Source organism: Sphingomonas sp. EC-HK361, assembly GCF_902498785.1.
Lineage (GTDB): Bacteria > Pseudomonadota > Alphaproteobacteria > Sphingomonadales > Sphingomonadaceae > Sphingomonas.
The window spans coordinates 1,068,262-1,089,375 of the sequence record NZ_LR701494.1; the positions used below are offsets into that span (position 1 = coordinate 1,068,262).

Sequence of the window (21,114 nt, forward strand, 5' to 3'; positions counted from 1 at the left end):
TTACGCGAGCCCGAGCCCGCCGACCACAAGGTCGATAATCTTGATGCCGATGAACGGCGCGACGAGACCGCCCAGGCCGTAGATGGCGAGGTTGCGGGCGAGCAGCGGCCCCGCCCCCATCGGCTTGTACGTCACGCCGCGCAGCGCGAGCGGAACGAGGAGCGGGATGATGAGCGCGTTGAAGATGATCGCGCTCAGGATCGCCGATTGCGGCGTCGCCAGCCCCATCACGTTCAGCACGCCGAGCCCCGGATAGAGCGCGACGAACATCGCCGGGATGATCGCGAAATACTTCGCGACATCATTCGCGACCGAAAAGGTCGTCAGCGCCCCGCGCGTCATCAGCAACTGCTTGCCGAGGCCGACGACCTCGATCAGCTTGGTCGGATCGCTGTCGAGATCAACCATGTTGCCCGCCTCGCGCGCCGCCTGCGTGCCGGTGTTCATCGCGACGCCCACGTCCGCCTGCGCAAGCGCGGGCGCGTCGTTGGTGCCGTCCCCGCACATCGCGACCAGCTTGCCGCCCTCCTGCTCCTTTCGGATTAGAGCCAGCTTGTCCTCGGGCGTCGCCTGCGCAAGGAAATCGTCCACCCCCGCCTCGGCCGCGATGGAGGCCGCGGTCAGCGGGTTATCGCCGGTGATCATCACCGTGCGGATGCCCATCGCGCGCAGCTCGCCGAAGCGTTCGCGGATGCCCGCCTTGACGATGTCCTTCAGGAAGATCGCGCCGAGCAGGCGACCATCCTTCGCGACCGCCAGCGGGGTGCCGCCAGCGCGCGCGATCTCGTCGGTCACGCGGCGCAGTTCGGTCGCAGCCGCCGTCTCGCCGGCGCCGGGATTGGCCTTCAGGATCGAATCGACCGCGCCCTTCTGGATCAGCGACTGGCCGATCTGCACCCCCGAAATGCGGGTCTGCGCGGTGAAGGGAATGACCTCCGCCCCGCCCGGCAGCGCGGTCGTCGTGATGCGGAACTTCTCGCGGGCCAGCACGACGATCGAACGGCCCTCGGGCGTCTCGTCGGCAAGGCTGGCAAGAAGCGCGGCGTCGGCCATTTCCTGGTCGCTCGCGCCGCCGACGGTGCGGAACTCGCTCGCCTGCCGATCACCGATCGTGATGGTGCCCGTCTTGTCGAGCAGCAGCACGTCGACGTCGCCCGCCGCCTCCACCGCGCGGCCGGACTTGGCGAGCACGTTGAAGCGCACGAGCCGGTCCATCCCCGCGATGCCGATCGCGGACAGCAGCGCCGCGATGGTCGTCGGGATCAGCGTGATGAGCAGCGCCGCCAGGATCGCGACCGGGATCGACCCGCCGGCATAGTGCGCGAAGCCGGGGATCGTGCCCACCGCGATCAGGAAGATGATCGTCAGTCCGACGAGCAGGATCGTCAGCGCGACCTCGTTCGGGGTCTTCTGCCGTTCCGCGCCTTCGACCAGCGCGATCATGCGGTCGAGAAACCCCTGCCCCGGATTGACCGTCACCTTCACGCGAATCTCGTCGGAGATCACGCGCGTGCCCGCCGTCACCGCCGACCGGTCGCCCCCGGCCTCTCGGATGACGGGCGCGCTCTCGCCGGTGATCGCGGCTTCGTTGACGGACGCGACGCCCTGCACGACCTCGCCGTCGGACGGGATGAGATCACCCGTCGTGACGAGCACGATGTCGCCGACACGAAGCGCGCTGGCGGGAACATTCTCCACCTGGTCGCCCTTCATGCGGCGGGCGGTGAGTTCCGCCTTCGTCGCGCGCAGCGATGCCGCCTGCGCCTTCCCGCGCCCCTCGGCCAGTGCCTCGGCGAAGGTGCCGAACAGCACCGTCAGCCACAGCCAGATGACGAGCTGAAGCTTGAAGGCGACCCCCAGACCGTCCTGCCCGACGACGAGCAGCACGGTCAGCAGCAGGGCGACACACGCGGTGGTGAACATCACCGGGTTGCGGATCAGTTCCCGCGGGTTGAGTTTCCGAAAGGCGTCCCCGATCGCAGGCGCGATCAGCTCGGCGGTGAACAGCGACTTGGATGTTGCGCGAGCCATGTCTTGGCGTCCCCGCTTAGAAGAGTTGACCGCGGATCATCGCAAGATGATCGGCGATGGGACCGAGCGCGAGGCTCGGGAGGAAGGTGAGGCCGCCCAGCACCAGGATGATCCCGACCAGAAGCCCGACCCACAGCGCACCGGTCGTCGGGAACGACCCGGCGCTTTCGGGGGTGTGCTTCTTCGCCGCCAGGCTACCCGCGATCGCCAGCATCGGCACGATGATGAAGAAGCGGCCGACCCACATCGCGATGCCGAGCATCCCGTTGTAATAGGGCGTGTTGGCGGTCAGCCCGGCAAAGGCAGAGCCGTTGTTCCCGACGCCGCTGGTGAACGCGTAGAGGATCTCCGAAAAGCCGTGCGGCCCCTTGTTGAGCGGCCCCGCCAGCCCTGCATCGAAAACGCAGGACAGTGCGGTAAAGCCGAGGATGATCAGCGGCAGGACCGCGATCGCCAGCACCGCGAGCTTCACCTCGCGGCTCTCGATCTTCTTGCCGACATATTCGGGCGTTCGGCCGACCATGAGCCCCGCGACGAATACCGCGAGGATGGCGAACAGCAGGAAGCCGTAGATGCCCGCGCCCACGCCGCCGACGACGACCTCGCCAAGCTGGATGTTGAACAGCGGGATCATCCCGCCGAGCGCGGTGAAGCTATCGTGCATCGCGTTCACCGCTCCGCACGACGCCGCCGTCGTGACGACGGAGAACAGCGCGGAGGCGGCGATGCCGAAGCGCACCTCCTTGCCCTCCATGTTGCCGCCCGCCACGCCGAGCTGGTGCACGATCGGATTGCCCGCCGCTTCCTGCCAGTAGGTTACGGTGACGCCGGCGAGGAACAGCACGACCATCGCCGACAGGATCGCCCAGCCCTGCTTCGTATTGCCCACCGCCTTGCCGAAGCACCAGGTGAGGCCGAAGCCGACCATGAAGATCGACAGCATCTGGACCAGGTTGGTGAGCGCGGTCGGGTTCTCGAACGGGTGCGCCGAATTGGCGTTGAAGAAGCCGCCACCGTTGGTGCCGAGCATCTTGATCGCCTCCTGCGAGGCGACGGGTCCGAGCAGGATCGACTGCTTCACGCCTTCCAGCGTGTTCACATCGACGACGCCCGCCATCGTCTGCGGAACACCGCTCGCGATCAGGAAGAGCGTGTAGAGGACGCAGGCGGGCAGCAGCAGATACAGCGTAACCCGCGTGACGTCGGCCCAGAAATTGCCGATCGTCGCCGCCTGCCGCCGCGCGAAACCGCGGAAGAACGCAAAGGCGAGCGCGATGCCGGTCGCGGCCGACAGGAAGTTGTGGATCGTCAGGCCCAGCATCTGGCTGAGGTTCGACATGGTCGATTCGCCGCCATAGCTCTGCCAGTTGGTGTTGGTCGTGAAGCTGATCGCGGTGTTGAACGACAGGTGCTCACCGACCCCCGCAAGGCCTTGCGGGTTGCCCGGCAGCACGCCCTGCAGCCGCAGCACCGCATAGGTGAACAGCATCAGCGCGGCGTTGAACAGCAGCATGTGGACGGCGTAACGGCGCCAGCCCTGCTCCGCGTTCGGATCGATTCCAGCCAGCTTGTAGAAGCCGCGCTCGACCGGCCCAAGGACGGCGTGGAGCGGGGTGCGGCGCCCTTCGTAGAGCGCGAAGAGCCACGCGCCGACCGGCTTGGTCAGCGCGAGGAGGATGCCGATAAAGGCAATGATCAGGAACCAGCCCTGGATGGTCATCGTGCCGCTCCCTTCAGAAGCGCTCGGGACGGATCAGCACCGCCACGAGATAGATCAGGAGGCCAAGCGCGGTCAGCGCGGCGAGCCAGAGGTCGAGCGTCATCGGCCGTCCCTCACGCTTCGTCGCACAGGCGGACATAGGCGAGCGTCGCCGCGGCCAGTCCGATGAGAATCGCAATCCAGAGCAGGTCCTGCATGTCATATCCTCCTGAGGTCAGAAAGCGGGGGTCAGAAGGCGGCGGTTAGCGAGACGAGCAGCGTGCCGCCGGCGATGTTGCCGGTGCCGTCCTGCCCCTTGCTGAAGCTCGGCCGCAGATAGGCCGCGCGCGCGTTCGAGATGTCGGTATCGACATAGGCGAGGCCCAAAGTCAGGTTGCGCCACGTAGTGTCCGCGCCGAGCGACCAGTCCCAATAGGACCCGGTCGGCGAAACCGCGGTGGCGTTCGGGCCGAGGCCGTCCTGGCCCCAGCTGTGCCCGACATGCGCCTTGGCGGTGACGGGTGTGCCCGTGATCGCCAGCGCGCCGTCGCCCCAGAGGTAGAGGTTGTCGTCCTTGCGGCCCGGATTGTTGTAGACGCCGGCCGCGGCATCCGCGCCCGAATTATACCATTTGCCGATCGCCTGCTGCTTGGGCGCATAAGCGACGCCCGCAGTCAGCGTCGCGGGTCCGCCGGTGCCGGTCAGCTTGGCATAAGGTTCGGCAAAGTCGGTCTTGTCGGCACCACCCGGATAGACATACCAGGTCAGCCCGACGTCCAGCGTGGCGTTATCCGCGAGCTTTGCCTTGTAGCCGCCGATCAGGTCGAGTTCCATATTCGCGCCGCCGAACGTGCCCCAGCCGGAAAGGTTGGAAGCCCACGTCCCGATGTAGAAGCCGCTTTCGTGCGTGATCGTGATGCCGCCCTGCACCGCCATCTGCTGGTCGGTCTGCGAGACGCCGCGGAAACGATAGTCAGACGCGATGGTGGCCGATCCGCTTACGGTCAGCGCTGGCGGCGGCGCGGTTTCGCCGCCGGTCGCGGCCGGTTCGCCCGACTTCGATTGCGCCTGAGCCAGCGCCGGGACCGCGAGCAACGTGATGGCCGCGGCCACATGAGGAAACTTCATTCTTGCACCCCTTGGAGCAGGGATCGTCCGACATGACGATCACCTTCAGGGACGCGCGATTAGGCCCTCGGCGCATAGCAATTCGAGATCGATTCTCGGCAATCGCATATAGCGGGCGTATAGATGTCGGATTTACCGCGCACGCACGTAGCTGCCCGGTGCATCCTCGATCGCCTTGCGCTTGCCCTTGCCGGGTTGGCGCGCGCCCTTGGCGGGCACAGTTTCATCGCCGCGCGCGCGCAGCCATTCGCCCCAATCGGGCCACCAGCTTCCCTTGGTCTCGCTGGCCCCCGCAACGAACGCATCCAGCGTTTCGGCGGGCGCGTCGTTGGTCCAGTATTGGTATTTCTGCTGCGCCGGCGGATTGACGACGCCGGCGATATGGCCCGACCCCGCCAGCACGAAGCGCAGCGGCCCCTGGAAGATATGCATCATCTTCCACACGCTTTCGGCAGGCGCGATGTGATCCTCGCGCCCTGCCTGGACATAAGCAGGCGTCATGACCTTGGTGAGATCGATCGGCGTGCCCGCGACCGCCAGCGCGCCGGGCTGGACCAGCAGATTGTCGCGGTAGAGATCGGTCAGGTAGCTCAGATGCCATTTCGACGGCAGGTTCGTCGTGTCGCCGTTCCAGTGAAGCAGATCGAACGGCGCATAATCCTGACCGAGCAGGTAATTATTGGTGACATAGTTCCAGATCAGATCGCGCCCGCGCAGCAGGTTGAACGTCATCGCCATGTAGCGCCCGTCGAGGAAGCCGTCGGGGGAGATCGCGGCGATCATCTTCAACTGTTCGTCATCGACGAAATGCTGGAGATCGCCGGCCTGCGCGAAATCGACCTGCGCGGTGAAGAAGGTGGCGCTCGCGACCTTCTCCGCCTCGTCGCGCGCGGCGAGCAGCGCGAGCGTCGCGGCAAGCGTCGTGCCCGCGACGCAATAGCCGATGGTGTGGACCGCAGGCACGTTCAGCGTCTCACGGATCACGTCGACCGCGTCGATCTGCGCCGCGACATAATCGTCCCAGATCACGTCCTTGTGGCTGGCATCGGCCGACTTCCACGACACCATGAAGACCGTGATCCCCTGATCGACGCACCAGCGGATGAAGCTCTTCTCGGGCGTCAGATCGAGGATGTAAAAGCGATTGATCCAGGGCGGAAAGATGACGAGCGGTGTCGCGAGGACCGTGTCGGTCGTCGGCGTGTACTGGATCAACTCATACAGCGGCGTGCGGTGGATGACCTTGCCCGGGGTCATCGCCAGGTTGCGGCCGATCTCGAACGCGCCGCCGTCGGTATGCGTCATCTGCCCGCGTCCCATGTCGGCGAGCATGTTCTGGAGGCCCTTCAGGAGGTTTTCGCCGCGGGTCTCGATCGTCTTCGCCAGCACTTGCGGGTTGGTCAGCACGAAGTTCGACGGGCTCATCGCATCGACGATGCCTTGCGTCGCGAAGCGCAGTTGCTCCTTCTGCTTCGCGTCCAGCCCTTCGAGCGCATCGACCGATTGCAGCATCTGGTCGGCGATCATGTAATAGCTGCGCCGTATCCAGTCGAAGACCGGGTTCTCGCGCCATTCTGGTGCCTTGAAGCGCTTGTCCCTCGCTTGCGCGGGCGGCTCCGGCGCGGTGGCGTTCGCCGCGCCGGGGGTGAGGAAATTCTGCCACATCGTGAGGTTCTGCGCCCAGAAATCCTGCGCGCGCTGGATCGTCGCGGGGTCGTTGAAACCGGGAATGGTCGGAAACGCGGACGGCGTTTCGCTCATCGCCGAGAGTCCATGTTCCATCATCATCTGCTGCGCGCGGCCCATTACCCAGGTCCAGTGCTGGAGATCGGCGAGGTCGGGGGTGGAATCCGCGGGTTTCTCGGTCATCGGCATCCTCTCGTCGGACCTCTCTAGCCGCTATCGGGCGGACGGGGTAGAAGGGCCGCTCACACAAGGAACGCCCATGTCCGACGAATTCTACCGCATCAAGCGGCTGCCGCCCTATGTCATCGCCGAAGTGAACGGCATGCGGGCCGCGGCGCGGGCGAGCGGCGAGGACATCATCGATCTCGGCATGGGCAACCCCGATCTGCCGCCGCCGCCGCACGTCATCGACAAGCTGGTCGAGGTCGCGAAAAAGCCCGATGCACACGGCTATTCGCAGTCAAAGGGCATTCCCGGGCTTCGCCGCGCGCAGGCCAATTATTATGGCCGCCGCTTCGGCGTCGATATCGATCCGGAGACGGAAGTCGTCGTGACGATGGGATCGAAGGAGGGGCTCGCCAGCCTCGCCACCGCGATCACCGCGCCGGGCGACGTGGTGCTGGCGCCGAACCCCAGCTATCCGATCCACACCTTCGGCTTCATCATCGCGGGCGCGACGATCCGGGCGGTGCCGACGACCCCCGACGAGGCGTATTTCGAGAGCCTCGAGCGCGCGATGGCCTTCACCGTGCCGCGGCCGTCGATCTTGGTCGTAAATTATCCGTCGAACCCGACCGCGGAGGCGGTCGATCTCGCCTTTTACGAGCGGCTCGTCGCGTGGGCGAAGGAGAATGAGGTCTGGATTCTCTCCGACCTCGCCTATTCGGAGCTCTATTTCGACGGCAAGCCGACGCCCTCGATCCTCCAGGTGCCCGGCGCCAAGGACGTGGCGGTCGAGTTTACCTCGCTCTCCAAGACCTATTCGATGGCCGGATGGCGGATCGGCTTCGCGGTCGGCAACGCCAAGCTGATCGCGGCGATGAGCCGGGTGAAATCCTACCTCGATTACGGCGCGTTCACCCCGATTCAGGCGGCGGCCTGCGCCGCGCTCAACGGGCCGCAGGATATCGTCGAGACCAACCGCCTGCTCTATCACAAGCGCCGCGACGTGATGGTCGAGGCGTTCGGGCGCGCCGGATGGGACATCCCCTCCCCGCCAGCATCGATGTTCGCCTGGGCGCCGCTGCCACCCGCGCTCGCGCATTTAGGCAGCCTTGAGTTCTCCAAACAATTGCTGACGCACGCTCACGTCGCGGTTGCGCCAGGAGTGGGGTATGGCGAGAATGGAGAGGGCTTCGTGCGCATCGCGATGGTCGAAAACGAGCAGCGGCTGCGCCAGGCAGCGCGCAACGTGAAGCGCTATCTGCAATCGATGGGGGTCAATACGGGCGCAAAGGCCAGCGGCTGATGTTCCTGTTCAAGGGGGTCGAAAGCCACCCGCGCAGCATCGTGAAGGCGGTGTCGTGGCGGACGCTGGGCAGCATCGACACCTTCGTGCTGGGCATGATCTTCACCAGCGGCGACGCCAAGGTCGCCGGGTCGATCGCGGGGACCGAGGTCTTCACCAAGATCGTCCTCTATTATTTCCACGAACGCGGCTGGTCGCTGATCCGCTGGGGGCACCGGCCCGCCCCCGATCAATCGGCTGAAGGCTGAGCCGCGGGTGACCGACGACGCCGCATTTCCCGAAATTCGCGAGGGCGTGCGGCAGTTGTGCGCGCGGTTTCCCGGCGACTACTGGCGCGCGCTCGACCGGGAGCGCGCCTACCCCGCCGATTTCGTCGCTGCGCTGACCGAGGCGGGATATCTCGCCATCCTGATCCCGGAGGAATTCGGCGGCGCCGGCCTGCCCCTAGCCGCCGCCGCTGCGGTGCTCGAGGAGATCCACCGATCGGGCGCGAACGGCGCGGCGTGTCATGCGCAGATGTATACGATGGGGACGATCCTGCGCCATGGCAGCGACGAACAGAAGCGGATGCTGCTGCCCGCCATCGCGCGCGGCGAGCTGCGGCTTCAGGCGTTCGGCGTGACCGAGCCGGGGGCCGGCACCGACACCACGCGGATCACGACGACAGCGCGCCGCGACGGCGATCACTACCGCGTCTCCGGTCAGAAGATCTGGATCAGCCGCGCCGAGCATAGCGACCTGCTGCTGCTGCTCTGCCGCACCACCCCGCGCGACGAAGCCCGGCCGATGGAGGGAATGAGCGTACTCATCGTCGATCTGCGAGACGCTCGCGCAAACGGCCTTACGATCCATCCGGTGCGCACGATGCTGAACCACGCGACGACCGAGCTGTTCTTCGACGACGTGCCCGTTCCCGCCGCGAACTTGATCGGCGAGGAGGGCCATGGCTTTCGCTACATCCTCGACGGCATGAATGCCGAACGCATCCTGATCGCGGCGGAATGCATTGGCGACGGCCGCTTCTTCACCGACCGGGCGAGCGCCTATGCCAGCGCGCGCGAGGTCTTCGGGCGCCCGATCGGCGCCAATCAGGGGGTCCAGTTCCCGATCGCGCGCGCGCATGTCGCGATCGAAGCGGCGGCGTTGATGGTCGGTCGCGCCGCGCGGCTGTTCGACGAGGGCGCGCCGTGCGGATCGGAAGCCAACATGGCGAAGCTGCTGGCGTCCGAAGCGTCATGGGCCGCGGCCGACACCTGCCTCCAGACCCATGGCGGGTTCGGGTTTGCGGAGGATTACGACATCGAACGCAAGTTCCGCGAGACGCGGCTCTATCAGGTCGCGCCGATCTCCACGAACCTCATCCTCAGCCATGTCGCGACGCATGTGCTGGGGATGCCGAAATCCTTTTGACGGTGCGAACGCGATGATCGCCCCCGCCGCGGCCCGGACGGCGATCTGGGTCATCTGCCTCATCGCGACCGCGGGCGTGATCGTGCGCCCCTTCCGCCTGCCCGAAGCGCTGTGGGCGGTCGCGGGCGCGCTGTTGCTCGTGATCCTCGGCCTTGTCAGCCCGGGGCTGGCGAGCGCGGCGATCGGCAAGGGCGCGGACGTCTACCTCTTCCTCATCGGCATGATGCTGCTGTCGGAAACCGCGCGGCAGGAGGGGTTGTTCGACTGGGTCGCGGTCCACGCCGTCAACGCCGCACGCGGGTCGACCGCGCGGCTCTTCGCGCTCGTCTTCGGCGTCGGCGTCGTCGTAACCACCTTCCTTTCGAACGATGCGACCGCGGTCGTGCTGACGCCCGCCGTCTATGCCGCAGCGCGCAAGGCCAGGGCCGATCCGCTGCCGATGCTGTTCGCCTGCGCGCTGATCGCCAACGCCGCCAGCTTCGTGCTGCCGATCTCGAACCCGGCGAACCTCGTCCTCTATGGCGGGCATATGCCGCCGCTCGGGGCGTGGCTCGCCTCGTTCACGCTACCATCGGTGGCGGCGATCGGGGCGACGTTTGTTGCGCTTCGCTTGGTCGAGCGCGATCGGCTGTCGGGCGTGTGCGAGCGATCGATCGAGCCTGTCGCCTTGTCGAACGGCGGCGCGATCGCGCTCGGCGGAATCATCGTCACCGCGGTCGTGCTGGTCGCGGTATCGGCGTTCGATATCGCGCTTGGGCTGCCGACCTGTGTCGCGGGAGTCGTGACGACCGCGATCGTCTGCGTCGGCGGGCGGCAATCGCCGGCGCCGATCCTGCGCGGCGTTTCGTGGAGCGTCCTGCCGTTGGTCGCCGGGCTCTTCGTGTTGGTCGAGGCGCTCGTCTCGACGGGGCTGATCGATACGCTCGCCGCCGCGCTGCGATCGGCCGCTGCGCACTCGGTGCCCGCGGCGGCGGCGCTATCGGGCACGTTGCTGGCATTCGTATCGAACCTCATGAACAACCTGCCCGCCGGGCTGATCGCGAGCACGACGATCGCCGCCGCCGTGCCACCGCGCCTCGTCACCGACGCGCTGCTGATCGGCGTCGATCTCGGCCCCAATCTGTCGATCACCGGATCGCTCGCGACGATCCTGTGGCTCACCGCGATTAGGCGCGAGGGGCTGGATGTCGGCTTCTGGCGCTTCCTGAAAGTCGGCGCGGCGACGATGCCGCCGGCGCTCATCCTCGCGCTCGGCGTGCGGATCGCGCTGGGTTAAGCGGTCGCCCGCAATTCCAGTGCGCGCGCGAACACCGCCTCGAACATGTCCGCGGTCAGTCGCCCCGTGTTCTGGTTGTAGCGCGAGCAGTGATAGCTATCGATGAGGATGCGACCGTCGGGCATTCGGTGCTCGGCCAGATGACCGAACTTCGCCTTGGGCAGCCGCCCGCCAAGCACCTTCACCGCCGACTGATGCGCGATTTGGCCGAGCGCCACGAAGATGCGCGGGTTGGCGAGTGCGTCGATCTGCCCTTCGAGAAACGGGCGGCAGGTGCGGATTTCCTCGGGCGTCGGCTTGTTCTGCGGCGGCAGGCACTTCACCGCGTTGATGATGATCGCGCCGTTAAGCGCCAGATCGTCCTCAGGCGTCGCGGCGTAGGTGCCGCTCGCGAGCCCGAACTTGCCGAGCGTATCGAACAGCAACTGCCCCGCGAAGTCGCCGGTAAACGGACGCCCGGTGCGATTCGCGCCGTGCTTGCCCGGCGCCAGGCCGATGATGCCCAGCCACGCGTGCGCGTCGCCAAAGGCGTTGACCGGCGAATTCCACCAATCGGGATATTCGACGCGCAGCTCTTCGCGAAAGGCGACGAGGCGCGGGCAGCGCGGGCAATCGCGCGGGGGTTCGGTAGCGGGGATCGGGGAGGGTGCGAATTCCATCGCGGTGCGTTAGGCGATTGCGCGTGACGACGACAACCTATGCCATCGCGCTCGGATCAAATCGCCGCGGCCGTTTCGGCTCACCGGCAGAAACGGTGCGCGCGGCACTCGAAGCGATCGGCGTCGTCGTCGCGGTCTCGCCTATCGTTACGAGCGCTCCGGTCGGCCCGTCCGCGCGTATCTTCGCCAATGCCGCCGCGCTGGTCGAAAGCGACGAATCGCCCCCCGAAATGCTGGCGCGCCTCAAGACAATCGAACACGAGTTCGGACGTCGCCGTGGACAGCGCTGGGGAGCGCGGGTCATCGACCTGGATATCGTCCTCTGGTCGGAGGGCGCGTGGCACGATTCGGCACTCACCATCCCGCATAGCGCGTTCAGGTCGCGCGATTTCGTCCTCGCGCCGCTGGCCGCGATCGCTCCTGATTGGCGCGATCCGCTAACCGCACGCAGCGTTCGCCAGCTACGCGCGTTGTTGACCCGCAGGCGGCCTGTGTCCTAGGGGCCGCGCTTCATGGGGGTCCGTAGCTCAGTTGGTAGAGCAAGCGACTTTTAATCGAGAGGTCCCGGGTTCGAGCCCCGGCGGACCCACCATGACGCCTGCGGGCGGCGACCATCGTGGCGAGCGTCATCTGCCCAGCCCGCTCGCCGGGATCGGCGTTGCCGCCGCGGCGCTCGGCATCATCCTGCTGCTCGGATTGGTGGTGGATCGCTGGCCGTTCGCGTTTGACCGCGCGATCATCATCGGACTGCGGACGTGGAGCGGCCCGCGCTGGCTGCCGCATGCCGCGGTCGATATCACCGCGCTCGGCGGCGGCACTGTCCTCACGATCGTCGTTGCGCTGGTCGCCGGTTTCCTCGCGGTCCAGCGGCTCTGGCTGACCGCGCTCGCGACGATCACGGCGAGCGCGACCGGGGGCGTGGCGGTCGATCTCATCAAGAGCCAGATCGGGCGCCCCCGCCCCACCCTCGTCCCGCACCTCGTCGAGGTCGGCAATATGAGCTTCCCGAGCGGGCATGCTGCATCGAGCGCGGTCGTCTACCTGACGCTCGCCGGCCTCGCCACGCAGGTCACGCCAGACCGGCTCGCGCGGCGCTACCTCGTCGGCGCGGCGGTGTTCCTCGTCGGCGCGATCGGCGCGAGCCGGGTGTATCTGGGCGTCCACTGGCCGAGCGACGTGCTGGCCGGGTGGAGCTTCGGCACGCTCTGGGCGCTCGGCTGGTGGTGGGCGACCGCCAAGGCGCGCGCAACGATCGGCGGGGAGCGCTAGCTTTTTTTGACCTCCTCTCGCGGCGCGAGCGCTAGAGAGAGAAAGGGCAGACTGGAATCGCCACCTCCGTTCGTTTCGAGCGAAGTCGAGAAACCCTGGACTGCGCCTGAAAACGTTTCTCGACTACGCTCGAAACAAACGGGTGGATCAAGTTGGGTCGAAAACGCCCTAGTGGTTCATCCCCGGCATCGCGTCAGCGCTCAGGTCCAGCACCGGCGCGGGACGCGGCAGCGCGTGCCACGCCTGACCGGCAGCGGGGATCATCACCCACGCATTCTCCGCCGTCCCACAGCGCTGCGTCGTCGGGAAATAGAGCGGGCCTGAAGCTTGCGGCAGCTTCATCATCACCCCGAACTGGTCGAACTGCTCGGGGTCGAGCCGCCCGGTCCAGGTGATCGCGCGCACCCGCTCGCGCACCGCCTTGCCCTCGCTCGTGATCGGAGTCGCCAGCGTCTCCTTCTCGACACTGAGCGTCCATCCCGGCTTGGGCTGCGGATGCGCGATCGTCACCCCGGCAGGGATTTCGATCCGGAGCGAGGTCGTCGCCGCGCCATCGCATCCGTCCGAGACGCGGAAGAAGCCGGCATAATAGCTGCCGGACTTCGCGGTCGGTTCGGCAAGCACGATGTGCGCGGCCGCGATCGTGGGGCTGGCGGCGAGCGCGGCGGCAAGCGCCGCGCGAAGTGTGGATGTCATGTCCTTCGTTCTCCTTATCATCGTCAGAACCGGAACCGGACGCCGCCAAACACGGATTGTCCCTCCCCGGGATAGAAGACCGCAGTCGTCGCGGTGCGCGCGTCGGTGACCGCGGCAAATTCGGCGGCGTAGCGCGTGTCGGTCAGGTTGCGGGCGTCGGCGAAGAGCGTCACGCCGTGCGGCAGATCGAGCCCTGCCGACAGGTTCAGCAGCGCATAGCCCGGCGCCTTCAGCGTGTTGGCATAATCCACCCACACGTCCTTCACACGCCAGTCGAGCGACGGCTCGACGAACAGCCCCGCCGCGACCGACCGCGGCGCATCGTAACGCAGCGCCGCGCGGTACTGATGCTCGGGCGCAACGGGCAGACGGTTGTCGCCATAGATTCGGTCGCCATCGAAGCGGAAATCGGACCAGGCATAGGTCTGCCGCAGCCGCAGGCTCCCGCGCGCACCGCTCAGGATTCGCCAGTCGAGGCTCGCCTCCACACCCTGATGCAGCGTGTCGCCGGCGTTGAACACGGTCGATGGCAGATTGGCGGCGGCCAGGAAGCTGAGCAACTCGCCCCGCACCCAGGCGCGGTAAAAGGTCACGTCGAAGGTGACGGCGCCGACGCGCCCGCGCGTTCCCGCTTCCGCGGTCCAGGCACGCTGCGGATCGACGGGGCTGAACACCGACCCGGTCGTGTTCACTTGCGCGAGCGCGCCGAAATGCGGCGGTTCGACCGAGCGCGTGATATTGCCATAGACCTGCACGTCGCCCTTTTCGAACAGCACGCCGGCACGCGGGGCGAACCAGGTGAAGTCGGCGTCGGCCTGTTTCGCGCTCAGGCGATTGGCGTAATCGCGCGTGGCGCGGCCCCATGACCCGCCGGCGACCAGTGCGAAGCTGTCGGTCAGGAAGAACCGCCCTTCCCCGAACACGTCGAGGCCCGTCGCGTCCTGCTTCGTGTTGCCGATGCGGACTCCGGGATTGCCGCCGCTGTTGGTGAACAGCCCCTGCCCCGTTCCGCCCTGCCGGTAATAGGCGCCGAAGAACAGGTCCGCCTTGTGTCCCGCTATCGTGCCGGTCAGGTCGAACCGCCCGAAGGCGCCTTGCGTATCGGTGTCCTGGGTGATGACGATGCCGACCGGGTGGTAGAGATCGGTCTGCGTGCCATAGACGCCGCCTTCGAATACCAGCCCGTCGGACAGCCGAAGCCGTGTCTGGAGCGACACCCGCTCCACCGTCTGGTTGCGCGCCTGCCGCCCGGCGACCGCGCCGGCGCCAGCCATGCGCGGGTTGGTCAGTGCCTGTGCGAGGGTCAGCGTGCCGGGCACCTGCTGCTCGATATCGGCGGCATAGGCGATCACGCGCACTTCGCTGTCGTCCCCAAGGCTGTAGCCGAGGTTGAGCGTACCGCGAATCTGGTCCTGCGCCTCCTGCTGGCGATAGCCCTGGCTGTGATAGCTGTTGATGCCGGCATAGTAATCGAACCGGCCCGCCGTGCCGGAGCCGGCGGCGGCCACCCGGTAGGTTTCGAACGCCCCCGCCTCGGCGCGGAACAGGAACGGGCTTTCGGCGGTGCGACCGTTCGGGGTGACGAGGTTCACCGCGCCGCCAAGTTGCGCCCCGCCGAAGCGCAGCGCGTTGCCGCCCTTGTAGACCTCGATGAAACGCGCGCCGAGCGGGTCGACCTTCTGGAAATCGGAAAAGCCGTCGGCATCGGCAAAGGGCACGCCGTCCTGGGCGAGCAATACGCCGCGCTGGTGGAAGCTCTGGTCGAGCCCGGAGCCGCGGATCGAGAGCCGCGATTCCTCGCCATAGCGCTTGTTCGACAGGACGCCCGGCACGTCGCGCAGCAGATCGGGCAGACCGACGACCGCGCGGTCCTCATAGGTTTCGGCGGCGACGACCGACACCGATCCCGGCGTGCGGGCGAGCCGCGCGCGGGCCTGGGCCACGACGGGCGGATCCTCCGGGTCCGGCTTGGCGGTGACGATGATATCGGGCGCGCGGCTTTGCTGCGCGTCGTCGGTGGTCGCCGCCGGCACGGCGGTCCCGCTCGCCAACAACGCGGCGAGAGTCATGATGGTCATGGGGATTCCCCTTTGGCCCGGCGCGCGCACGGTGGCACGGTCAGGCGAAATGTCTCTGATGCTCGTGGCGAGGCCCTGTGGAGACCCGGCAGCGTCAGACGGTAAGGGGTGGTCCGCGTGTCGGTGGGCGGAGCCGAGGTGCGGCACGTGGCGGCAGGTGCTCCCGCAAGTGCCGGACGATCGCGGTCGCAAAGACGAGCGCAACCACCAGCAGGACGGGGTCGGCGCCGCTCATTGCGGGCATCCCGAATCCGGCAAAAGCGCAGGGCATCTCGGTCCTGGGTGTCTGGTCCCCGCCGTGCCGGCTGTGATCCATGCCGTGCATCGCCATGGTCTTGGCGCCGGGCGCCGCCATCGTCATCGGCGCAGCGGCCGGCACGACGCCGGGACAGATCATGATGCGGATACCGTCATCGCTCACCACCGGCATGTATCCGCCGGGAACAAGCAGCCGGCTCGCCAGCACGGCAAGCACGAGCCAGCCGGCAAGCGCAGGGTGAAAACGAACGAGGCGGCGGAGCGCGGTCACGAGACGTCGCTTAGGCGTAGCGCTGCGGCGCTGTCACGTGGACATTTTGTCGCAGTCCTGTGGTCGGACGATGCGACGCCAGCGCGCGAAGCCACTTGGACAGGTAAAAAGGTTATCGCCATCAAGCAGCTGAGAACTCGTCATTTATGACTACGATGCGCAGTGTTTTTCCATTGGACGTGGATAAGTTCGTGATCGTAACCGGCAATACTTGTAAAAATCTGCAATACGCAAATTACGCCGATTTGGGATAATATGGATCAACTCAACGATCCATGGGTCTTCGGTGAAACCGCCCCATCCCACCTCCCATGTCGCAATCTGTATTCCAGTGCGCAATGAACAGGACAGCCTTCCTGCACTGATCGACGTGCTCGCCAATCAGGCACGCGCGCTCGACTGTCACGTCATCGGATGTTTCTATCTCGATAGCTGCACCGACGATAGCGCCGTCATTCTCGAAAACGCACGCGCCCGCGCTCCATTTGAAATCCGGATGGCCCAGGGGTCGTCAGCCTTCGTACCCAATGCCGGCCGCGCGCGACGACTTGCGTTCTATCTCGGGCTGGCCGCGCTGGATCATGCGCCGGACGCAGTGTTGCTGACGACTGACGCTGACTCGCTTCCCGCGGCCGACTGGCTCCATGCCAATCTCGATGCGCTGGGCCATGCGGAAATCGTGGCGGGCGAAATCCGGCAGTCGGACACGGGGTTCAGCCACCACCACGCCCGGGTCGAGCGCTATTTCAACCGCCTGCACCAGCTCAACCGCGCGGTCGATCCGGTGCCGTGGGAGGCGCCTGCGACGCACCATTATGCCGGCGGCGCAAGCCTTGCGATGACCGCGTCGACCTACGCGATCCTCGGCGGATTTCAGGATCATCCGCGCGGCGAGGACGCGCTACTGATCGAAACCGCAGCGTGGCACGGCTTGCGAGTCCGGCGGGACGCACGCGTCGGCGTCGTCACCTCGACGCGCCGCGTCGGGCGGGTCGATCTGGGGTTCGCGGCGCATCTGCGCGGGCTCGACGAAACCGAATCCACCGACGAGATCATGGTGGCCGATCCGCGCGTCGCCATCGCCCAATATCGCCGCCACGCCTATGCCCGCCAGATTTTCAGGGGCGCAGACGAGGAGGCGCTGACCACCTTCGCCGCCGACCTCGGCCTTTCGACACGGGCGGTGCACGACGTACACGACGCCAGCCCCAATGCGGAGGCGTTCGCGATGCGGGTCGTCGAACGTCCCGATTCAGCGCCGCTCCGCCTGATCGAAGCAGAGCAGATCCAGGACACGCTGATGACGATCTATCTGCGCTGATCGGCCTCGCGCCTGACCGACTGTGCAAGGCGTCCCACGTCAGTCATGGAGTCCCGCAACGCCGAGCGTCCCGAGGTTCACCGTGAGCTGAACATTCAGCGCGTGGTCCATCTGCGCGCGCGCGCCGCCGCGCGGCAGGCGATACTGGTTCAGATAGCCGAGGTCCGCCGTCACCGCATCGCCGATCGGAAAGGCGAGCCCGACGATGTTGCGCATCCGCTCGTAGCCGGCGCGCTGGCCCCAGCTGGTGCTGTTCGGCAGGATGAAGCTCTCATGGCTCGCAAACAGCGCCACGCGCTTCGGCCCGAGCGGGAGATTGTAGCGCAGCAGCGGCCGGACGCGAAATCCGATCTCGGGCCCGACCGGGCTGAACCGCTCGTCGAGCCGGAGGCGGCCGGCGAAGCGCCCGCTGGTCAGCACCACCTGCTGGCGCAGGCGGTTTTCGTCGGGCGCAAGATTGCCGTTGTAGAAGCCGACATAGCGATAACCAAAGCCCAGTTCGACGCCCTTTGCCACCTGCCAGCCGACAAGCCCGCCGAACTCGGTGGTGTAGAGCCCGCCTTGCCGATCGCTGATCCGGGCGATCTGTTCCAGCGTGACGCGCAGCCGCGGCGCGACGGGCAGGACGATGTTGAGCTGCCCCCATGCCTGCGCGTCCTCCTGCTGCGCCCAGGCGGGCGTCGCCATCAGGGAGAATGCCAGCAGGAGCAGAGACAAAACGCGCATCGCGCGTGCGATGGCACGCCCAACATCGCGCGATCAAGGACACATCGGGATGCCCCCATTCCGCACAGGGCTCACCGGCGCCCGAACAGCTTTTCGATGTCGCCGTGCGCAAGCTTTACCCAGGTCGGGCGGCCGTGGTTGCACTGCCCCGAATGCGGCGTGACCTCCATTTCGCGGAGCAGCGCATTCATCTCGGCAACGGACAGGATGCGCCCTGCCCTGACCGATCCGTGACAGGCCATCGTCCCCGCAATCGCGTCAAGCCGTTCGCGCAAGGACAGCAGCTGGTCGAACGCGGCAAGCTCGTCGGCCAGGTCGGTGACGAGGCCCTTGGGGTCGGCGGAGCCGAGCAGCGCGGGCGTGGCGCGGACGAGCACGGCGCGCGCGCCGAAACGCTCCAGATCGAGGCCGAGATCGGCCAGTTCCACCAGCCGCCGCTCGAGCCGGTCGCACGCCGGCTCGTCGAGTTCGACGACTTCGGGGATCAGCAGCGCCTGGCTCGCGACCCGCCCACCGGCAAGCGCCGCGCGCATGCGTTCGAGGACGAGGCGCTCGTGCGCGGCGTGCTGATCGACGAGGACGAGACCGTCCTCGGCCTCCGCGACGATATAGGTCTTCGCCACCTGCCCCCGCGCGACCCCGAGGGGATGATCGGTGCGCTCCGGCGGGGGTGCGTAGGCTGGCTCTGCGCGGCCTTGCGGGGGTGGCGTGAAGAACGTCGGGCGGTGGTCGTGGACCGCGCCGGCGTTTGCGCCCACCCCGGCAAAGGCCGGGGTCCAGTAGGGTGACGGTGCGACTGGGTCCCGGCCTTCGCCGGGGTGGAGCGATAATTGGGCGGCTGCCTCCGGCCGCCACATCGCCATCGCCTCCGCGCTCGGCCGCTGGACGCTGCGGTGCCCGGCGGCGTCGAGCGCGCGGCGGAGTCCCGAGACGATGAGCCCGCGGATGAGCGCCGGCTCGCGAAAGCGCACCTCGGTCTTCGCCGGGTGGACGTTCACATCGACCTCGCTCGCCGGCATGTCAAGGAAGAGCGCGACGACGGCGTGGCGATCGCGCGGCAGCATTTCCGCATAGGCGCCGCGAATCGCGCCCATAAGCAGGCGGTCGCGCACCGGCCGCCCGTTGACGAACAGATACTGGTGATCGGCGACGCCGCGATTGTAGGTCGGCAGGCTCGCCACCCCGCCAAGCACGATCACCCCGGAGTCCGTCGGGCGTTCCAGATCGACGGGCACGGCATTGTCGGCAAGCGCGCGGTCGGTCAGCGTCGCGACTCGCGCAGGCCGATTCTCGACCTGCAGCGCCGCGAGCGCACGCCGCCCGTCATGCTCGAGGGAAAACGTGATATCGGGCCGCGCCATCGCAAGGCGGCGCACCACATCGACGCACGCGGCATATTCGGAACGGGCCGAACGCAGGAACTTGCGCCGCGCCGGCACCCGCGCGAACAGATCCTCGACCACCACCCGCGTGCCGGGCGGGAGCGCCGCCGGGCCTTCGCGCACCACCGCGCCGTTATCGACGATCCGCGCCCAGCCATCCGCCCCGGCCTGTCCTGAGCCTGCCGAAGCACGTACCCGGCTTTCGATCGTCACCCGCGCGACGCTCGCGATCGAGGGCAGCGCCTCGCCGCGAAAGCCCAGCGTCACGACCGATTCGATCGCCCCCTCTTCTCCCAAAAGGCTCTCGGGCAGTTTGGAGGTTGCGTGCCGCTCCAGCGCGAGCGCGATCTCGTCGGGCGCCATGCCGCAGCCGTCGTCGACCACCTCGATCCGCGCGATGCCGCCGTCCGACAAGGCGACCGCGATCCGCGTGGCGCCGGCATCGATGGCGTTTTCGACCAGTTCCTTCAACGCACTGGCGGGTCTTTCCACCACTTCACCGGCAGCGATACGATTGACCAGATGCGCAGGGAGACGCCGTATTGACATGGCGCAGTCCCTAGACCAAGCGACGGCATCCCGCGACCCGCAAACGCTCAAGGTAGCCGTGGCCACTGCAAGGCGCGAGCGGTCCACGCGAGATATAAGGCGGTCCGTCGTCCCGCTGGGCGACGCAAGGTGACGGAAAACACAGCTCAGATGTCGATGTTCTCGCGCTTCTTCAAACTCATGTCGCACGACATGGCGATCGACCTCGGGACCGCGAACACGGTCGTCTATGTCCGGGGCCGCGGCATCGTGCTGAACGAACCCTCCGTCGTCGCGATCGAGACGATCGACGGCGTCAAGCGCGTCCGCGCGGTGGGCGACGATGCCAAGCTGATGATGGGCAAGACCCCTGGCACGATCGAGGCGATCCGCCCGCTTCGCGACGGTGTGATCGCCGACATCGACGTGGCCGAGGACATGATCAAGCACTTCATCCGCAAGGTGCATGGCGGCCGCAAGTCGGCGATGCGCTGGCCGGAAATCGTGATCTGCGTCCCCTCGGGATCGACGAAGGTCGAGCGCCGCGCGATTCGCGACGCTGCCTCCAACGCGGGCGCGTCGAAAGTCTATCTGATCGAGGAGCCGATGGCCGCCGCGATCGGCGCCGACATGCCGGTGACCGAGCCGATCGGCAGCATGGTCGTCGATATCGGCGGCGGCACGACCGAGGTCGCGGTGCTCTCGCTGCGCGGGCTTGCCTACACCACCTCGGTGCGCGTCGGCGGCGACAAGATGGACGAGGCGATCGTCAGCTATGTGCGCCGCAACCACAACCTGCTGATCGGCGAAGCGACGGCCGAGCGGATCAAGCAGGAAGTCGGCATCGCCCGGCCGCCGGCGGACGGCATCGGCGTGACGATCCACATCAAGGGCCGCGATCTCGTCAACGGCGTGCCCAAGGAAATCCAGATCAACCAGGGGCAGATCGCCGAAGCGCTGTCGGAGCCGGTCGCGACGATCGTCGAGGGCGTGCGCGTCGCGCTGGAAAACACCGCCCCCGAACTCGCCGCCGACATCGTCGATCAGGGCATCGTCCTGACCGGCGGCGGCGCGCTGCTCGAGGGGCTGGACGAGGTGCTGCGTGACGAAACCGGCCTGCCGGTCACCGTCGCCGAGGACCCGCTGACCTGCGTCGCGCTGGGCACCGGCCGCGCGCTGGAGGACCCGGTGTTCCGCGGCGTGCTGATGAACGGCTGAAGGGCCGAGC

19 protein-coding genes and 1 tRNA gene are annotated in these 21,114 nt (G+C 67.1%); 9 read left to right on the forward strand and 11 right to left on the reverse strand.

The window, feature by feature from the left end; genetic code table 11:
- The 5 genes from kdpB to BOS5A_RS12460 form a co-directional block, all read right to left on the reverse strand.
- Complete coding sequence (gene kdpB, locus BOS5A_RS12440) at positions 1–2,031, reverse strand: potassium-transporting ATPase subunit KdpB (RefSeq protein WP_151955408.1); 2,031 nt, start codon at positions 2,029–2,031, stop codon at positions 1–3.
- 16 nt (positions 2,032–2,047) lie between these two features.
- The gene (gene kdpA, locus BOS5A_RS12445) at positions 2,048–3,751 is read right to left on the reverse strand and encodes a potassium-transporting ATPase subunit KdpA (RefSeq protein WP_151955409.1); all 1,704 of its coding nucleotides are present in this window, start codon (positions 3,749–3,751) and stop codon (positions 2,048–2,050) included.
- 13 nt (positions 3,752–3,764) lie between these two features.
- Complete coding sequence (kdpF, locus tag BOS5A_RS12450) at positions 3,765–3,854, reverse strand: K(+)-transporting ATPase subunit F (RefSeq protein WP_022685962.1); 90 nt, start codon at positions 3,852–3,854, stop codon at positions 3,765–3,767.
- 125 nt (positions 3,855–3,979) lie between these two features.
- The gene (locus tag BOS5A_RS12455) at positions 3,980–4,858 is read right to left on the reverse strand and encodes a TorF family putative porin (RefSeq protein ID WP_151955410.1); all 879 of its coding nucleotides are present in this window, start codon (positions 4,856–4,858) and stop codon (positions 3,980–3,982) included.
- A 132-nt stretch (positions 4,859–4,990) separates the two neighbouring features.
- Positions 4,991–6,733, reverse strand: coding sequence for a PHA/PHB synthase family protein (locus BOS5A_RS12460; protein WP_442800516.1), 1,743 nt, complete (start codon positions 6,731–6,733; stop codon positions 4,991–4,993).
- A 70-nt stretch (positions 6,734–6,803) separates the two neighbouring features.
- Between BOS5A_RS12460 and BOS5A_RS12465 the strand changes: the two genes are divergently transcribed.
- Genes BOS5A_RS12465 through BOS5A_RS12480 form a run of 4 tightly spaced genes read left to right on the forward strand, consistent with a single transcriptional unit; the run spans position 6,804 to position 10,698 of the window.
- Positions 6,804–8,012 carry an LL-diaminopimelate aminotransferase gene (locus BOS5A_RS12465; RefSeq protein ID WP_151955412.1) on the forward strand — a complete coding sequence of 403 codons (1,209 nt, stop codon included), beginning with the start codon at positions 6,804–6,806 and terminating at the stop codon, positions 8,010–8,012.
- Positions 8,012–8,260, forward strand: coding sequence for a DUF2061 domain-containing protein (locus tag BOS5A_RS12470; protein WP_151955413.1), 249 nt, complete (start codon positions 8,012–8,014; stop codon positions 8,258–8,260). The genes BOS5A_RS12465 and BOS5A_RS12470 overlap by 1 nt, the downstream gene beginning before the upstream one ends.
- A 7-nt stretch (positions 8,261–8,267) precedes the next feature.
- Positions 8,268–9,422, forward strand: coding sequence for an acyl-CoA dehydrogenase family protein (locus BOS5A_RS12475; protein WP_151955414.1), 1,155 nt, complete (start codon positions 8,268–8,270; stop codon positions 9,420–9,422).
- 13 nt (positions 9,423–9,435) lie between these two features.
- Entirely contained in the window at positions 9,436–10,698 is a 1,263-nt protein-coding gene (locus BOS5A_RS12480; RefSeq protein WP_151955415.1) for an arsenic transporter, read from the forward strand.
- Here BOS5A_RS12480 and BOS5A_RS12485 read toward each other — a convergent pair.
- Positions 10,695–11,357 carry a uracil-DNA glycosylase gene (locus tag BOS5A_RS12485; RefSeq protein ID WP_151955416.1) on the reverse strand — a complete coding sequence of 221 codons (663 nt, stop codon included), beginning with the start codon at positions 11,355–11,357 and terminating at the stop codon, positions 10,695–10,697. The genes BOS5A_RS12480 and BOS5A_RS12485 overlap by 4 nt on opposite strands.
- 23 nt (positions 11,358–11,380) lie before the next feature.
- On the opposite strand from BOS5A_RS12485, the gene folK reads away from it, so the two are divergent.
- The 3 genes from folK to BOS5A_RS12500 all read left to right on the forward strand — a co-directional run bounded on the left by folK (position 11,381) and on the right by BOS5A_RS12500 (position 12,626).
- Entirely contained in the window at positions 11,381–11,857 is a 477-nt protein-coding gene (gene folK / locus BOS5A_RS12490; protein WP_151955417.1) for a 2-amino-4-hydroxy-6-hydroxymethyldihydropteridine diphosphokinase, read from the forward strand.
- Between the two features lie 16 nt (positions 11,858–11,873).
- Positions 11,874–11,949, forward strand: a tRNA-Lys gene (locus tag BOS5A_RS12495).
- The gene (locus BOS5A_RS12500; protein WP_151955418.1) at positions 11,949–12,626 is read left to right on the forward strand and encodes a phosphatase PAP2 family protein; all 678 of its coding nucleotides are present in this window, start codon (positions 11,949–11,951) and stop codon (positions 12,624–12,626) included. Before BOS5A_RS12495 ends, BOS5A_RS12500 begins: the two co-directional genes overlap by 1 nt.
- Positions 12,627–12,794: 168 nt before the next feature.
- On the opposite strand, the gene BOS5A_RS12505 is transcribed toward BOS5A_RS12500, so the two are convergent.
- The 3 genes from BOS5A_RS12505 to BOS5A_RS12515 all read right to left on the reverse strand — a co-directional run bounded on the left by BOS5A_RS12505 (position 12,795) and on the right by BOS5A_RS12515 (position 15,929).
- Positions 12,795–13,322 (reverse strand): YcnI family copper-binding membrane protein, encoded by a 528-nt coding sequence (locus BOS5A_RS12505; RefSeq protein ID WP_151955419.1) that lies wholly within the window; start codon positions 13,320–13,322, stop codon positions 12,795–12,797.
- A 23-nt stretch (positions 13,323–13,345) separates the two neighbouring features.
- A complete protein-coding gene (locus BOS5A_RS12510) occupies positions 13,346–15,400 on the reverse strand; it encodes a TonB-dependent receptor family protein (RefSeq protein WP_151955420.1) in 2,055 nt (684 codons plus the stop codon).
- Between the two features lie 94 nt (positions 15,401–15,494).
- The gene (locus BOS5A_RS12515; protein WP_151955421.1) at positions 15,495–15,929 is read right to left on the reverse strand and encodes a hypothetical protein; all 435 of its coding nucleotides are present in this window, start codon (positions 15,927–15,929) and stop codon (positions 15,495–15,497) included.
- 331 nt (positions 15,930–16,260) lie between these two features.
- On the opposite strand from BOS5A_RS12515, the gene BOS5A_RS12520 reads away from it, so the two are divergent.
- Complete coding sequence (locus tag BOS5A_RS12520) at positions 16,261–17,250, forward strand: glycosyl transferase family 2 (RefSeq protein WP_199857361.1); 990 nt, start codon at positions 16,261–16,263, stop codon at positions 17,248–17,250.
- A gap of 39 nt (positions 17,251–17,289) precedes the next feature.
- Here BOS5A_RS12520 and BOS5A_RS12525 read toward each other — a convergent pair whose 3' ends face one another.
- Together BOS5A_RS12525 and mutL are read right to left on the reverse strand one after the other, a co-directional pair.
- Positions 17,290–17,976 carry a DUF2490 domain-containing protein gene (locus BOS5A_RS12525; RefSeq protein WP_151955423.1) on the reverse strand — a complete coding sequence of 229 codons (687 nt, stop codon included), beginning with the start codon at positions 17,974–17,976 and terminating at the stop codon, positions 17,290–17,292.
- Positions 17,977–18,047: 71 nt separating this feature from the next.
- Positions 18,048–19,907 (reverse strand): DNA mismatch repair endonuclease MutL, encoded by a 1,860-nt coding sequence (gene mutL, locus BOS5A_RS12530; RefSeq protein ID WP_151955424.1) that lies wholly within the window; start codon positions 19,905–19,907, stop codon positions 18,048–18,050.
- A 150-nt stretch (positions 19,908–20,057) separates the two neighbouring features.
- Between mutL and BOS5A_RS12535 the strand changes: the two genes are divergently transcribed.
- The gene (locus BOS5A_RS12535) at positions 20,058–21,104 is read left to right on the forward strand and encodes a rod shape-determining protein (RefSeq protein ID WP_151955425.1); all 1,047 of its coding nucleotides are present in this window, start codon (positions 20,058–20,060) and stop codon (positions 21,102–21,104) included.
- Positions 21,105–21,114: the final 10 nt, after the last annotated feature.